Source organism: Lactonifactor sp. BIOML-A5, assembly GCF_009677585.1.
Taxonomy (GTDB): domain Bacteria; phylum Bacillota; class Clostridia; order Lachnospirales; family Lachnospiraceae; genus Lactonifactor.
In genome coordinates this window covers 205782-219641 of record NZ_WKYV01000003.1, presented here as the reverse complement: position 1 = coordinate 219641, position 13860 = coordinate 205782, and the positions used below count along the sequence as shown (strand labels likewise).

The following is a 13860-nucleotide window of genomic DNA, read 5'->3' as shown; positions in this document are numbered from 1 at the left end:
TAGTATTGTATCACTTTTTTCTGGAATAATGCAAGAAATCAGGGGATAATAAACGTATAATATATAAAAGTGCTATTGAGAACTGGGTGAACGGCAACATAAAAGTGCTACTATGAAAATGAGGTGAAGAGATGGAGTTTTTAGAGAGATTTCAGGGATTACTGAAAAAGGATATCAGAGAGGCAGCGAAGGAGGAGGTGTATTGTGCCCTTCTTGAGTCGGTAAAGGCTTGTGCTGCAGAAAAGGTGCAGCAGGGAAAAAAAGGAGAGAAAAAGGTATATTATATATCTGCAGAATTTCTGATTGGGAAGCTTCTCAGCAATAACCTGATTAATCTGGGGGTATATGATGAGGTTAAGAGGTATCTTGAGGATGCCGGAATGAGCCTCGGAGAAATTGAGGAGTTTGAACCGGAACCTTCTCTGGGAAATGGAGGACTTGGGAGACTGGCTGCCTGCTTTTTAGATTCTATTGCCACACTGGGGCTGGGTGGGGACGGCATCGGTCTGAATTACCATCTGGGCCTGTTTCGTCAGGTGTTCCGGGAGAACCAGCAGAAGGAGATGCCCAATCCCTGGATAGAAAAAAAGAGCTGGCTGACAGACACCGGAATTGGGTTCCAGGTACCGTTTAAAGATTTTACCTTAAAGTCCAGGCTTTATGACATTGATGTCATTGGGTATGAAAACGGTGTAAACAAACTGCATCTTTTTGATGTAGATACCGTGGATGACAGTATTGTAGGGGAAGGAATCTCTTTTAATAAGAAAGACATCCCCAGGAATCTGACCTTGTTCCTGTACCCGGATGACAGTGACGAAGACGGGGAACTGCTCCGCATCTATCAGCAGTATTTTATGGTAAGCAACGGCGCTCAGTATATTTTGAAGGACTGTGAGGAGAAGGGCTATGATCTTCATAGACTGTACGAGCACGCGGTGATTCAGATTAACGATACCCATCCCTCTATGGTGATTCCGGAATTGATTCGGCTTCTCATGGACAGAGGAATCCCTGGGGAGGAAGCCATTGAGATTGTATCCCGCACCTGCGCCTATACCAATCATACCATTCTTGCGGAAGCGCTGGAGAAGTGGCCGGTTTCCTATCTGGAGGAGGTTGTCCCCCATCTGATGCCTATTATCCGTATGCTGGCCGAGAAGGTGGAGCATACCTACAAGGCTCCCCAGGTACAGATCATTGACGGGGAAAACAGGGTGCACATGGCCAGAATGGATATGCATTATGGATTCAGCGTAAATGGAGTGGCTGCCCTCCACACGGAGATACTTAAAAACGTAGAGCTGAAGGCATTCTATAAGATATATCCGGAGAAATTTAACAATAAGACAAACGGAATTACGTTCCGGAGATGGCTGCTTCACTGTAATCCAAGACTGACGGAGTTTCTGGATACCCTAATAGGGACAGGATATAAAAAAGACGCCGCCGTGCTGGAGAAGCTGTTGTCCCTGAAAGACGACCGTGAGGTGCAAAAACGGCTTCTGGAGATTAAAGCTGAGAATAAAAAGGAGCTGAAATCCTATCTGGCAAAGACGTTAGGCGTACAGCTGGATGAAAACAGTATCTATGATATACAGATCAAGCGCCTTCACGAGTATAAGCGCCAGCAGATGAATGTGCTGTATGTAATCTACAAATATCTGGAGATTAAAAAAGGAAACCTTCCTCAAACGCCTATTTCCGTGATCTTCGGGGCAAAGGCAGCGCCTGCCTATACCATTGCCAAGGATATTATCCATGTGATTTTATGCCTTCAGGAGATCATTGACCGGGATCCCCAGGTAAGTCCATATCTGAAGGTGGTAATGGTAGAAAACTATAATGTATCTATGGCAGAAAAACTGATCCCGGCCTGTGACATCTCGGAACAGATTTCCCTTGCCTCTAAGGAAGCCTCAGGTACCGGCAACATGAAGTTTATGCTTAACGGGGCAGTGACCGTTGGGACGGAGGACGGCGCAAATGTAGAGATCCACGAACTGGTGGGGGATGAAAATATCTACATTTTCGGGGAATCCAGCCGGCAGGTTATCGGACACTACGAGAAATCCGACTATAGGGCAGCGGAGTACTACATCAATGACCCGCTGATCCGTGAGCTTTTGAACTTTATTATCAGCCCCGAGATGATGCGGACTGGGGATCCATACCATCTTCTCCGCATTCACGCAGAGCTGATTCAAAAGGACTGGTTTATGACGCTTTTGGATCTGAGAGACTATATTGAAACAAAAGAGCGGATATACAGGGATTATGAGGACAGAGAAGCATGGGCAGAGAAGATGCTTGTGAATATTGCAAAGGCCGGATACTTTTCCTCTGACAGAACTATCAGTGAGTACAACAGGGATATCTGGAAGCTTTAATCGGGCTTCGCCCCTCAAACCGGGGGGCGGAGCTTTTTGGGCCGTAAGTCTGGCGCAGCCTCAGGCTGAATGAAACTGCGGGGATTGCGGATTGACGGAAAATTGACATTTCTGTGGTATAGTAGGGAGAGGAAGGAGGGAGCAGGCGTGTATCAGAGACAATACTGTATCCTAATCGTAGACGACGAGGAGATGATAAGGGAACTTCTGTCTGATTTTTTTTCTGAGGAGGGCTACCGGGTACTGACGGCCCAAAATGCGGAGGAGGCAATGCATGCTCTTGGCAGGAAGCCTGACTTGGTATTGCTGGATATCAACATGCCGGGAACCGATGGGTTGACGTTCTGCAGACAGATCCGCAGATTTTACCAGAGCCCGATTCTTTTTCTCACTGCCAGGGGGACGGATCAGGATCAGATACAAGGGCTTCGCATGGGCGGGGATGACTATATTATGAAGCCGTTTCATTTGGACGTGCTTGCCCAGAAGGTAAAGACACATCTCATCCGGGAAGAGCGCAGCCGGGATACCTGTGCATTGGGGGCCGGCTGCCGCATTCAGGAGAACCTTGTGATTGACTATGATAAGCACCTCATTTATGGGGCTGATTATGAGATAGAGTTCTCAAAAACAGAGTTTGAGATCATAGAACTGCTTTCCCTTCACCCGGGCCAGATTTTTGATAAAGAGCGTATTTATGAGAGCGTGCGGGGATTTGACGGAAAGGGCGACAGTCAGGTAATCAAAGAGCATATCCGAAAGATACGCCAGAAGCTGTCGGCAGGGAAAATAGAGGACCCGATTAAAACTGTATGGGGAGTGGGATATACATGGGAAAAGTGAAAGAAGCATTTAAGAACATGCCGATTCGGAAAAGCCTTATGCTCCTTATGGGAACTATGATACTTCTGGTTGTCCTGCTGACGGTCCTGACCCTGTCAGGTCTGCGGGCGCTGCAGGGCCGTCTGGAGAAGGGGAGAGGACTCTTGATTCAGGGGTACACCCTGGAAATAGGGGAGACGCACGGGGAGGTGAAAGTAAATCCCAGTGAGTATGAATTCGAAGACTTACAGGGAGGAAAGAAGCTTTTATATGAGGCGGCAGGCGCAGGAAATATTATATTCCCGGTTATTTACAGCATCGGTGGGGTCGCCGCAGCCGCCTGTCTGTTTTACCGCAGGAAATTGAAAGAACCAATGACTCTTCTGTCCGGCGGCACACAGAAAATCGCAGAGAATAACCTGGATTTTACGGTTTCTTATTCTTCCGGGGATGAGCTGGGACAACTCTGTCAGGCTTTTGAAGGGATGAGAAGCGCTCTGGAGGAAAACGAAAAGAAGATGTGGAGGATCCTGGAAGAGAGGAAAGAAGTAAATGCCTCTATTGCCCATGATCTGCGCACTCCCATTACGATCATTCAGGGAGCGGCGGAGTATCTGGAAAAAAGCGCAGGGAAAGGGGAGCTGTCTTTCCCTAAGGCAGAGAAATATGCGGTTATGATCCGGACGGCATCCGAGCGTATGGAATCCTATGTGAATTCTATGCGGGATCTGATGTGTCTGGAGGAGGTGCGCCTAAGTCCCGGGAAACTACAGGTTCAGGACTGGGTTAAGGGGATGGAAAAGGATTTGGAGCTTCTGGCTGAACGGGCGGGAAAAAGCCTGAAGCTTATACCTCCGGAAAGGGACTTTTGCCTGTTTGGGGATCCCACTCTGATGAGGCGTGTGATTGAAAATCTTACGGCAAACGGTCTGCGGTTTGCCTCCCGGGAAGTGACGGTTACCGTTACCGGGGCGGAGGAAGGGCAGGCGTGCGCCGTAAAGGTGGAGGACGACGGTCCCGGCTTCAGGGAACAGGAGGCTGCCGACGCCTGCCTTCCTTTCTATTCCAGGGAGAAAGAGGGAGAACAGGGACATGTGGGGATGGGACTGTATGTCAGTAAGGTTCTGTGCCAGGCTCATCAAGGCTCTTTGACACTGGAGAACAGATCCGAGGGCGGAGCGGCTGTGACAGCTGTATTTTGTGCAGTTTCCCATAAACTGCCTGCTATGTAATATTTAGAAAATTGACAGACTTTTGACCAGGGTTCGTTATACTCTCCTTAAGCTGCTGCAGACGGCGGAAAGGAGAGTATTTTTTATGCGTATTGAGATGCAGGAGATAGAAAAATGGTACGGGAAAAAGCAGGTGCTAAAGGGGCTGGAGTGGAGGCTGGAGCCCGGAATGTACGGGCTCCTGGGGAAGAACGGGGCAGGAAAGACGACGCTGATGCGGATCCTAGCCTCTATATTGAAACCAGATGCCGGGGAGATTCGGGTGGACGGAAGCCCCATAAGGGATGTTAAGGAATTCCGCAGACGAATCGGTTATCTTCCCCAGGAATTCTCTGTATACCCAGAGATGCGTGTGACAGAGGTTCTGGAATATCTGGCAGTTCTTTCGGAACTCCCCCGGTCTGCTTACAGACCACGGATAAAATCTTTGCTGGAACAGGTAAATCTGGAGGAACAGGCGGCTAAGAAAGTAAGACAGCTTTCCGGAGGGATGAAGAGACGTCTGGGCATCGCCCAGGCTTTGCTGACAGATCCGGGATTTTTGATCGTAGATGAGCCAACGGCAGGTCTGGACCCCGAAGAGCGCATCCGCTTCCGCAGCCTTTTGGCAGAGTCTGCCAGAGACAGAATTGTACTACTGTCCACGCATATTCCCGGGGATGTAGAGGCCGCCTGCGGACAGGCGGCTGTGCTTGACCAGGGCAGGTTCTTATTCCAGGGCAGCTGCCGGGAACTATCCGAAAAGGCAGACGGGAAGGTATGGCAGCTGGAGGTGCCTGTGGAGAAAGAAGAGACGTGGAGACAAAACTGTGAAGTGCTGGAGACACAGATGCTGGGGAAAAGTCTCCGCCTGAAGATACTTGCCGGGAAAGCACCTGACCCGAAAGCAGAATGCTGCCGGGGGAGTGTGGAGAACGGCTACATGGTTTTGATACGCAGCCAGGGAAAGGAGGGCCTGGAATGAGGCTATTGCTCAAGGAATGCAGAAAACTCAGCAAAAGCATCCTTTTTTGGGGATTTGTTCTTATATTAATAATAAACTGGAAGACGCAGTTTCAGGGAGTTACCAGGCAAGAGATAGGCAGCAGCTCCAGGGAGGGAAGCTTTCTGCATCAGCCCCGGGAAGGCGAGTCCTATTATGGGGAGAAACCGGCGGATTTGGAGACGGATAAGAAAGCCCAGGAGAAGGTAATGGCCGGGGCCGTACAAACCATGGTACGGGAGTATGAGAGCAACCTCTATGCCTGCTATCCCCTGGGGTATTATAAAGAAAAATCCTTAGGCAGCGGGGAACAGGAGAAGGTTGCGGGATACATCAGAGAAATTACAGGCTGCACGCCGGAGGAAGTAGAGAACATGCCCCCGGGCTATTTTCCTGCAAACCCAGTCTATGCGGAAATACCTGCTTCCGGAGGGGATGGGGACAGTTCCTATACTATCAGGGAAGATGGCGGAAGATTTATAATAGAAACAGAGCAAAACCAAGGGAATGGTGCCGCTGAGACCTTTGTGTCCCGGGTTAGCTTTGCCCGCTTTCTGGAGATCGCCGGAGATATGGAACATATGATAGGAAAGGATTCCAACTATAGCCTGAATCTTTTAAAAGCATATTACGGGCGTGCGGAGGTTTATTATGAAGAGGCTGCAAAGCGGTATGGGAACCTGACAGAGAAGGATGGGATTACCGGTGCATTCGGCCGCCTTTACTGTGACTATATGGGGATTATGCTGGGGATACTTCCTGCGTTTGTGGTGTCAGGACTGTTCCTCAAGGATAAAAAAAATCAGATGGCAGAGCTGATAGCTGTGAGAAGCGCGGGCAGCTGGAAACTTATAGGAGCCCGTTACGGAGCGTGTATCATTATGATGCTGATCCCGGTACTTGTTCTGACTCTGGAGAGTCTTCTTCCCCTGGCGGATTATGGGAGAAAAATGCAGATTGCTGTGGACTATCTGGGCTTCTGCAAGTATATTGGCGCATGGCTCCTTCCCACCCTGCTGGCAGTCTCAGCGGTGAGTATGTTTCTGACCGTGCTTACCGGTACGCCTGCAGCAGTCTTTGTGCAGAGCGCTGTATTTTTTCTGGCCCTGCAGAATACAGCCAGCTTAAGCGGTGAGTATTCCCTCTTCACTTTGAATATACGTCATAATATGCTGGGGGGATATGAACTGATTGAGGAAAATCTCAAAATCATTTGTTACAACCGTCTTTTTCTGGTGGGAATAGCTGCATTATTCGTTGGATTGACTGCAGCAGTTTATTGCAGAAAAAGAAGAAATGGAGAGAGAAACTATGTATTGGAGAATAAATTTCAGACTTTGCATCGCAAATAAATTACTTCTGACAGCCGGTCTGTTTGTATTAATCCCGTTTCTGCACGGGGTCACGTATCTGGATGCTCAATACAGTGCTGACTGTCTGGAGAAATATGTGGCCCTGACGGGTCTGCTTCTGTTTCCTGCACTGGCGGCACCGGAGCAGGAAAGGGAGATTTTTGAAATGGTAGCGGCCCGGCCCAAAGCACACTGGAAGACTTTGGGGCAGCGGATTTGCATGGCAGGCGCAGCCGTTTACCTCTGTATTCTGGCCTTTGGGGCATTACTCAGGGCCGGTCACTGTGAGTTTCCATACTGGGCCTATACTGCCGGGACTTTTTGCACCGCGGCGGCCCTGGGAAGCTTCGGTCTGCTGGGCGCTGTCATATCCCGAAATTACATAGCTGGATATCTGGCCTCCCTGGGATATTACCTGGCCAATCTGTTCGGGGGCCCTGATAAGATGGGCCCTTTTTTTCTCAATAGTATGACCGCCCAGGTTGTGGGTCAAAAGCCTGTGCTGCTCTGTATCTCAGGGGTGTGCCTGATTTTAAGCATAATTAGAATCAGATATCAAAAGTAAATCAATTTTTGCTGTTGTCTGCGCACTGTTCTGCAAGATACTTTCGCGGTAAAAGTTGCCGCCGCTGCTTGACGCAGGAGAAAATATGTGATATAGTAGACAAGCGACATGGAAGTAGGTCTTTTTTTTATGCCTAAAATTGCGGGTATGGTAACCGCAGCAGGCGGAAAAAAAGTCCGTTGTAACTTGGTAGAACGTGAACTACCAGCGATATTGAACACATGGAGGTGGAAGTCGTGCGCGTAAAGATCACATTGGCATGTACGGAATGTAAACAACGTAATTACAACATGACAAAAGAAAAGAAAAATCATCCGGAGAGAATGGAGACCAAAAAGTACTGCAAATTCTGTAAGACCCACACAATGCACAAAGAGACCAAATAATCCGGTCCGCGAGAGGTGAAACCATGGCAGAAGAAGTAAAGAAAGAGAAAGCTCAGAAAAAGAGCTGGTTTGCGGGACTCCAAACCGAATTCAAGAAAATTATCTGGCCTGACAAAAAGACATTGGGAAAGCAGACGGTTGCCGTTGTGGTGATTACTGTGCTCCTGGGCGCTATCATTGCAGTTCTTGACAGCGCGGTCTTAGAGGGAATCAATTTCTTAATCAGGTAAGGACAAGGGTGATTATATGTCAGAAGCAAATTGGTACGTTGTCCATACCTATTCAGGGTATGAGAACAAAGTAAAAGCCAACATTGAAAAGACAATTGAAAACAGACATCTGGAAGATCAGATCCTGGAAGTCCGTGTTCCCATGCAGGACGTTGTAGAACTTAAAAACGGCGTAAAAAAACAGGTCCAGAAAAAGATGTTTCCCGGATATGTGCTGCTGAACATGGTTATGAACGATGACACCTGGTACGTTGTAAGAAACACCAGAGGTGTGACCGGATTTGTAGGACCGGGTTCCAAGCCAGTGCCGCTTACAGAAGAAGAGATGAAGCCTCTTGGTATTCATGAAGCAGATCTCCAGGTAGACTTTGCAGAAGGGGACAGCGTGGTTGTCACCGGAGGCGTATGGAAGGATACTACCGGAGTGATTCAGAGTATCAATGAAGGAAAGCAGATTGTTACCATCAATGTTGAGCTCTTCGGCCGCGAGACGCCGGTAGAAATTAGTTTCGCAGAAGTTAAAAAAATGTAACAAAAGGAAGGGCTGTCCTGACGGATAGCTCGTGGGAGGGAAATCCCCGACATTACCACATTAGGAGGTGCCAAAATGGCAAAGAAAGTTCAAGGCTATATTAAATTACAGATTCCTGCTGGAAAGGCAACACCAGCACCACCGGTTGGTCCTGCACTGGGTCAGCATGGTGTAAACATTGTACAGTTTACAAAAGAATTCAATGCTAGGACTGCTGACAAGGGCGATGTAGTAATCCCTGTAGTCATCACTGTTTATGCAGACAGAAGCTTCAGCTTTATCACAAAGACTCCGCCGGCTGCAGTTTTATTGAAGAAAGCCTGCAATATTAAATCTGGTTCCGGTGTTCCTAACAAGACAAAGGTTGCTACAATTTCTAAAGCTAAGCTTCAGGAAATTGCAGAGACAAAGATGCCGGACTTAAATGCAGGATCTCTGGAAGCAGCGATGAGCATGGTTGCAGGTACTGCCCGCAGCATGGGAATCACTGTAGAAGATTAAGATACCCATCTCCGGCCTCATTGATTCATGCTTCGTGCATGAGAGGAATAACTGAGAGATGATACCGTATAATTACGACACGTGGGAGGGAAATTCCCGCAATTACCACTAGGAGGTTATTTAAGATGAAACATGGTAAGAAATATGTAGAAGCTGCCAAAGCAGTGGAACGCTTCAAATTATATGATCCAGCTGAAGCTGTTGCAGTAGTAAAGAAAACAGCGGTAGCTAAGTTTGACGAGACAATCGAAGCTCATATCAGAACAGGCTGTGACGGACGTCACGCAGATCAGCAGATCCGTGGTGCTGTAGTTCTTCCTCACGGAACCGGCAAAAAGGTTCGCGTATTAGTATTTGCTAAAGATGCAAAGGCAGAGGAAGCAAAGGCGGCAGGGGCTGAATTCGTTGGAGGGGATGAGTTGATTCCCAAGATTCAGAACGAAGGATGGCTGGACTTTGACGTTGTAGTAGCTACTCCTGACATGATGGGTGTTGTAGGACGTCTGGGACGTGTCCTGGGTCCGAAAGGCCTGATGCCAAACCCCAAAGCAGGAACAGTTACAATGGACGTTACCAAAGCTGTTAATGATATCAAAGCTGGTAAGATTGAGTATCGTCTTGATAAAACAAACATCATTCACGTGCCAATCGGAAAAGCTTCTTTCACAGAGGAGCAGTTAGCGGACAACTTCCAGACGCTTATGGATGCTATTAACAAGGCGAAACCTAGCGCATTAAAAGGAACCTTCTTAAAGAGTGTTACCATCGCTCCGACTATGGGACCTGGCGTTAAGATCAACCCTGTTAAGTTAGTATAATAGATTTGCAACAAAAATGTATTGACAGCCTGTCCGGCTTTTGATACAATACCAAAGGATTATATGAAATCTCATATATCACTGCCGAAGACAGCAGGTGCCGTATGGCATAAGGATGAAACCGCCTGCCGAGGAATGATTTTTTCTTTTAGATAAGAATCAATGTGCCCTCTTTGTCCTCGGATAAAGAGGGCTTTTTCATTGCTATAATGGAAAATCCGACGGCGGTACACTAAAATTTATAAGGAGGTGCACCAATTCATGGCAAAAGTAGAACTGAAAAAACCAGTCGTAGAAGAGATTGCTGCCACTATTGCCGATGCCCAGGGTATCGTATTAGTAAACTACAGCGGACTGACAGTTGAACAGGACACAAAACTGCGTAGGGAATTAAGAGAAGCTGGTGTTGTATACAAAGTATACAAAAACACAATGATGAACTTTGCATTCCAGGGAACATCTTGTGAAGCATTATGCAAACATCTGGAAGGAACTAACGCTCTTGCAGTGAGCAAGGACGATGCAACAGCTCCCGCCAGAATCCTCGCAAAGTTCGCTAAGACAGCTCCCAAGCTGGAATTAGTAGCAGGTGTCGTAGAAGACGCATATTACGACAAAGCCGGTGTGGAAGCACTTGCAGCTATCCCGTCAAGAGAAGAACTTCTCGGAAAACTGCTTGGAAGCATCCAGTCACCTATCGCAAACTTTGCTCGTGTTATCAGCCAGATTGCAGAATCTAAAGAAGCAGCAAACTAAACTATAAAATTAAATTATTGGAGGTAAATAAAATGGCAAAATTAACAACAGCTGAATTTATTGAAGCTATCAAAGAGTTATCCGTATTAGAATTAAATGATTTAGTAAAAGCATGTGAAGAAGAATTTGGTGTATCTGCAGCAGCAGGTGTTGTTGTAGCAGCAGCAGGTGCAGGCGCAGCTGAAGCAGCAGAAGAAAAAGATGAGTTCGACGTAGAATTAACAGAAGTTGGACCAAACAAAGTTAAGGTTATCAAAGTTGTTCGTGAAGCTACTGGCTTAGGCTTAAAAGAAGCAAAAGAATTAGTAGACGGAGCTCCTAAGGTAATCAAAGAAGCTGCATCTAAGGCAGAAGCAGAAGATCTGAAAGCTAAGCTGGAAGGCGAAGGCGCTAAGATTACTCTGAAATAATTTTTAAATATAGTTACTCCCCCAGATGTCCATTTGCGGATGTGTGGGGGAGTTTTTTTGTGCCTGCTTACAGGTCTTCCAGACGATAAGAAATCATAAGGTGAAGACAGGTATCGTAATCATCCAGGTTAAAATTAATAATCTTTTTAATTCGCCCCATACGTTCGATAAACGTGGTTCTGTGGATATATAGAGAGGCGGCCGCATGGGTAGTGTTGAAATGGTGGTACAGATACGCCTTTAAGGTTTCGTTGTATGATGTATGATTATCTCTGTCATATTCCCGTAGTTTCAATAGACCGTCGGCGTATAAGGTGCCGGGGGATGCTAGATTTTTGCATTCGATTAAAAGATACAGGAAAGCATATTCTTCAAACGTATGATGCCAGATAGTGGGTTGAAACCGATGCCCAAGACGCAGTGCTGCAACTGCCTGGCGGTAATATTCGGATATGCTGAAAAGACCGGAAAATCTGCGGCTTTTTCCGGTCTTTAATATGCTCTCCCGAAAAATATAGATCAGGCGGCTTTCAACAAATTCTATATCCTGACCTGCCCTCGTCTGGTTTATGAGTAATACAATATTATCCTTGTATTCAAAAGCGGTGCAAAATGAAAACTCTGTCATCAAGTTTTTACATATAAAGGCAGAGGTTTTGCTTCTTCTGTCATCTTCACTTAATTGAACATAATAGAGAACAAAAGTATCCTCCATTTCCCATCTGTGATTTTTTAAGGTCTGTTCCAAAATATAAGAGGATACTTGGTGTCCGTCCAGTATTTGCATTAAGGTATGTCTTAGAGATAAGGGCTGAGATACATTGCTGAAGATAAATTGCTCATAATATAAATGTACATAAGGGCGAAGCGCATTCATGAGATAATAGTGTCCTTCTAAAAAAGGAGTGTTGACTTCAAAAATCAACACTCTCGCCACCTGACTTTCCCGGTGCCAGATGTTGAGGCAAAGATTGTGCGAGGTTGTAATATCATTTACATATAAAAAAGCTTCTTTGTATTCTGATACAGCATTAAATATAGGGTCGAACTTCACGGAATTGACAACATCCAATGGCATATTTCCGTCTTTATCTGCCATTAATTCGGCTGTCTCGGGGGTGTTTCCCAATTCAGGACTTTTGGCCAGGTAATGAAAGTTCATATCTACTATTGCCACAGGATTCCTAAATATATTTTCGAACACGGTAATTACTGTCTGGAAGCCTAATTGCTCCAGAAGCCCCTGATTTAAACTGCTTTCATAGTTGTCATAAATATTATACACTTCCTGCAGTTCATTAAAAACAGAAGAGATATGTTGGACAGTTTCTATCCATATAATGTTTAGAGACAACTTCGTATATTCGGCGGGAGGTTTACCAATTGCCACAATACAGATGTTTGATGGACTCTGGTTTTCTGACAGAGGAGGAAGATCACTGCTTCTGGCAACATATATCTCATTTTCCACAAGACTAGCTCCGGGCGTATACAGGCGCGGTCTGCTGTATGCAAAGTTTGTGTCGACACAGGTGACAAAACAGAGCGTATAGTTGCGGGAAAGTGCCTCATAAATAACCATTATGTTTAGCTTCATATACATCTCCTATCAAAAGTTATAAACTACACACTACTAATTGTAGGGAAAAAGAGCAAAACTGTCAATAGTGTGCGGGGTGTACAAATAGCAATTGTGGTGATAATATTGAATTCATAAGAAAGAGAAGTGCTATAAGCCATATTGGCAACACTACATGTTGTACCGCCTGCAGGGGTATTCTGTGTCTATAAGCGTAGAAAAGGGAGGAACTATGTCAATGAATATTAAGAAAAATTACATGGCGCTGTTGAACGGAGAAAAACCAGAACGCTTGGTAAATCAATATGAACCATTTGCATTCGTATTGAATGAACCTCTCCTTGCACAGACGATGGAAGGGCGTATTGAAGGGCAGGATGCCAAAGATGCATGGGGGGTAACTATGCGGTGGAAAAAGGGGGACCACGCCGGTATGCCCTATGTGACTGACAATAATAAAGTATGCCCAGATGTATGTGACTGGAGAAATACAGTGAAAGCTCCTTCTCTGGATTTTCCGGAGGAGACGTGGCAGGATGCTATTAGAGTTGCTGCTGCCGTTGACCGGAACGAATATCTGGTGACAGGGCTAATGGCTACGGGACTGTTTGAACGCTGCCATTTTTTAATGGGATTCGAAGACACATTAATGAATTTTCTCATGGAACCAGAGGCAATGCATGAACTTTTGGATTACCTGCTGGATTGGAGGATGGAGTATGCAAAACAGCTGATAGATCATCTTCAGCCCGATGCGATCCTATCCCACGATGACTGGGGTGCCAAGGACCGTCTTTTTATGAGCGCAGAGACCTGGAGAGAGTTTTTTAAACCTAGGTATGAAAAATTATATTCCTATATCAGAAACCGAGGCGTTCAGGTGATTCATCATGCCGACAGCTACTGTGCAAATATTATAGAGGATATGGTGGATATTCATATTCAGGTATGGCAGGGAGTGCTGCCGGATAATGATATTCCCAAACTGCAGAGGCAGCTCAATGGCCGTATGGTACTGATGGGGGGGATTAACGGAGGAGTATTTGACTTCCCGGAGTGGAAGGAAGAGGAGGTTCGCAGAGAAGTGCGTCGAGCCTGCAATGCAAGCAAGGAGCTGGGGGGATTTATCCCGTGCATTACTTATGGTTTGCCGGAGACCATATATCCGGGCGTGTTTGAAATTATTGAAGATGAGATCAATATAATTAATACGGAAGTATAAAATAGATGGGACCGGGGTGATGATTAGGCATCATTCCGGTCTTACTTTTGCTCTTTTTGGTCACAGAAATGCTTTACGTGTGA

The 13860-nt window shown here is 46.3% G+C and carries 15 protein-coding genes and 1 other annotated feature; of the genes, 14 read left to right on the top strand and 1 reads right to left on the bottom strand.

Going from position 1 to position 13860, the window contains the following annotated elements:
* Positions 1 to 131 precede the first annotated feature (131 nt).
* The 13 genes from GKG41_RS03615 to rplL all read left to right on the top strand — a co-directional run bounded on the left by GKG41_RS03615 (position 132) and on the right by rplL (position 10976).
* Entirely contained in the window at positions 132 to 2390 is a 2259-nt protein-coding gene (locus GKG41_RS03615; RefSeq protein ID WP_154257137.1) for a glycogen/starch/alpha-glucan phosphorylase, read from the top strand.
* A 147-nt stretch (positions 2391 to 2537) separates the two neighbouring features.
* Positions 2538 to 3233, top strand: coding sequence for a response regulator transcription factor (locus tag GKG41_RS03610; protein ID WP_226902377.1), 696 nt, complete (start codon positions 2538 to 2540; stop codon positions 3231 to 3233).
* Positions 3221 to 4444 (top strand): HAMP domain-containing sensor histidine kinase, encoded by a 1224-nt coding sequence (locus tag GKG41_RS03605; protein ID WP_173015551.1) that lies wholly within the window; start codon positions 3221 to 3223, stop codon positions 4442 to 4444. The genes GKG41_RS03610 and GKG41_RS03605 overlap by 13 nt, the downstream gene beginning before the upstream one ends.
* Before the next feature lie 85 nt (positions 4445 to 4529).
* Positions 4530 to 5408, top strand: coding sequence for an ABC transporter ATP-binding protein (locus GKG41_RS03600; protein ID WP_154257131.1), 879 nt, complete (start codon positions 4530 to 4532; stop codon positions 5406 to 5408).
* Entirely contained in the window at positions 5405 to 6778 is a 1374-nt protein-coding gene (locus tag GKG41_RS03595) for a hypothetical protein (protein WP_154257129.1), read from the top strand. Before GKG41_RS03600 ends, GKG41_RS03595 begins: the two co-directional genes overlap by 4 nt.
* The gene (locus GKG41_RS03590; RefSeq protein ID WP_154257127.1) at positions 6738 to 7343 is read left to right on the top strand and encodes a hypothetical protein; all 606 of its coding nucleotides are present in this window, start codon (positions 6738 to 6740) and stop codon (positions 7341 to 7343) included. Before GKG41_RS03595 ends, GKG41_RS03590 begins: the two co-directional genes overlap by 41 nt.
* A gap of 221 nt (positions 7344 to 7564) precedes the next feature.
* Positions 7565 to 7729, top strand: a complete 165-nt coding sequence (rpmG, locus tag GKG41_RS03585) for a 50S ribosomal protein L33 (RefSeq protein ID WP_072850217.1) — start codon at positions 7565 to 7567, stop codon at positions 7727 to 7729.
* 23 nt (positions 7730 to 7752) lie between these two features.
* Positions 7753 to 7959: a preprotein translocase subunit SecE gene (secE, locus tag GKG41_RS03580; RefSeq protein ID WP_072850218.1), complete on the top strand. Its 207-nt coding sequence runs from the start codon at positions 7753 to 7755 to the stop codon at positions 7957 to 7959.
* Between the two features lie 16 nt (positions 7960 to 7975).
* Complete coding sequence (gene nusG, locus GKG41_RS03575) at positions 7976 to 8491, top strand: transcription termination/antitermination protein NusG (RefSeq protein WP_072850219.1); 516 nt, start codon at positions 7976 to 7978, stop codon at positions 8489 to 8491.
* Positions 8492 to 8566: 75 nt separating this feature from the next.
* Positions 8567 to 8992, top strand: coding sequence for a 50S ribosomal protein L11 (rplK, locus tag GKG41_RS03570; RefSeq protein WP_072850220.1), 426 nt, complete (start codon positions 8567 to 8569; stop codon positions 8990 to 8992).
* Positions 8993 to 9117: 125 nt separating this feature from the next.
* Positions 9118 to 9810 carry a 50S ribosomal protein L1 gene (gene rplA, locus GKG41_RS03565; RefSeq protein WP_154257125.1) on the top strand — a complete coding sequence of 231 codons (693 nt, stop codon included), beginning with the start codon at positions 9118 to 9120 and terminating at the stop codon, positions 9808 to 9810.
* Between the two features lie 66 nt (positions 9811 to 9876).
* Positions 9877 to 10019 (top strand) — a sequence feature (ribosomal protein L10 leader region).
* A gap of 52 nt (positions 10020 to 10071) precedes the next feature.
* Complete coding sequence (gene rplJ, locus GKG41_RS03560; protein ID WP_072850224.1) at positions 10072 to 10566, top strand: 50S ribosomal protein L10; 495 nt, start codon at positions 10072 to 10074, stop codon at positions 10564 to 10566.
* 32 nt (positions 10567 to 10598) lie between these two features.
* The gene (gene rplL / locus GKG41_RS03555) at positions 10599 to 10976 is read left to right on the top strand and encodes a 50S ribosomal protein L7/L12 (protein ID WP_072850226.1); all 378 of its coding nucleotides are present in this window, start codon (positions 10599 to 10601) and stop codon (positions 10974 to 10976) included.
* A gap of 67 nt (positions 10977 to 11043) precedes the next feature.
* Here rplL and GKG41_RS03550 read toward each other — a convergent pair whose 3' ends face one another.
* Positions 11044 to 12573, bottom strand: coding sequence for a PucR family transcriptional regulator (locus GKG41_RS03550; RefSeq protein WP_173015552.1), 1530 nt, complete (start codon positions 12571 to 12573; stop codon positions 11044 to 11046).
* A gap of 220 nt (positions 12574 to 12793) precedes the next feature.
* Here GKG41_RS03550 and GKG41_RS03545 point away from each other — a divergent pair, with 220 nt between their 5' ends.
* Positions 12794 to 13777 carry a uroporphyrinogen decarboxylase family protein gene (locus tag GKG41_RS03545; protein WP_154257122.1) on the top strand — a complete coding sequence of 328 codons (984 nt, stop codon included), beginning with the start codon at positions 12794 to 12796 and terminating at the stop codon, positions 13775 to 13777.
* Positions 13778 to 13860: the final 83 nt, after the last annotated feature.

Excerpts from the sequence above, each read along its gene's own strand:
- nusG (WP_072850219.1), top strand. The coding sequence starts at position 7,976 with ATGTCAGAAGCAAATTGGTACGTTGTCCATACCTATTCAGGGTATGAG.
- GKG41_RS03600 (WP_154257131.1), top strand. The coding sequence starts at position 4,530 with ATGCGTATTGAGATGCAGGAGATAGAAAAATGGTACGGGAAAAAGCAG.
- rplK (WP_072850220.1), top strand. The coding sequence starts at position 8,567 with ATGGCAAAGAAAGTTCAAGGCTATATTAAATTACAGATTCCTGCTGGA.
- rplJ (WP_072850224.1), top strand. The coding sequence starts at position 10,072 with ATGGCAAAAGTAGAACTGAAAAAACCAGTCGTAGAAGAGATTGCTGCC.
- GKG41_RS03550 (WP_173015552.1), bottom strand. The coding sequence starts at position 12,573 with ATGAAGCTAAACATAATGGTTATTTATGAGGCACTTTCCCGCAACTAT.
- GKG41_RS03590 (WP_154257127.1), top strand. The coding sequence starts at position 6,738 with ATGTATTGGAGAATAAATTTCAGACTTTGCATCGCAAATAAATTACTT.
- GKG41_RS03615 (WP_154257137.1), top strand. The coding sequence starts at position 132 with ATGGAGTTTTTAGAGAGATTTCAGGGATTACTGAAAAAGGATATCAGA.
- rplL (WP_072850226.1), top strand. The coding sequence starts at position 10,599 with ATGGCAAAATTAACAACAGCTGAATTTATTGAAGCTATCAAAGAGTTA.
- rplA (WP_154257125.1), top strand. The coding sequence starts at position 9,118 with ATGAAACATGGTAAGAAATATGTAGAAGCTGCCAAAGCAGTGGAACGC.
- GKG41_RS03595 (WP_154257129.1), top strand. The coding sequence starts at position 5,405 with ATGAGGCTATTGCTCAAGGAATGCAGAAAACTCAGCAAAAGCATCCTT.
- secE (WP_072850218.1), top strand. The coding sequence starts at position 7,753 with ATGGCAGAAGAAGTAAAGAAAGAGAAAGCTCAGAAAAAGAGCTGGTTT.
- GKG41_RS03605 (WP_173015551.1), top strand. The coding sequence starts at position 3,221 with ATGGGAAAAGTGAAAGAAGCATTTAAGAACATGCCGATTCGGAAAAGC.
- rpmG (WP_072850217.1), top strand. The coding sequence starts at position 7,565 with ATGGAGGTGGAAGTCGTGCGCGTAAAGATCACATTGGCATGTACGGAA.
- GKG41_RS03545 (WP_154257122.1), top strand. The coding sequence starts at position 12,794 with ATGAATATTAAGAAAAATTACATGGCGCTGTTGAACGGAGAAAAACCA.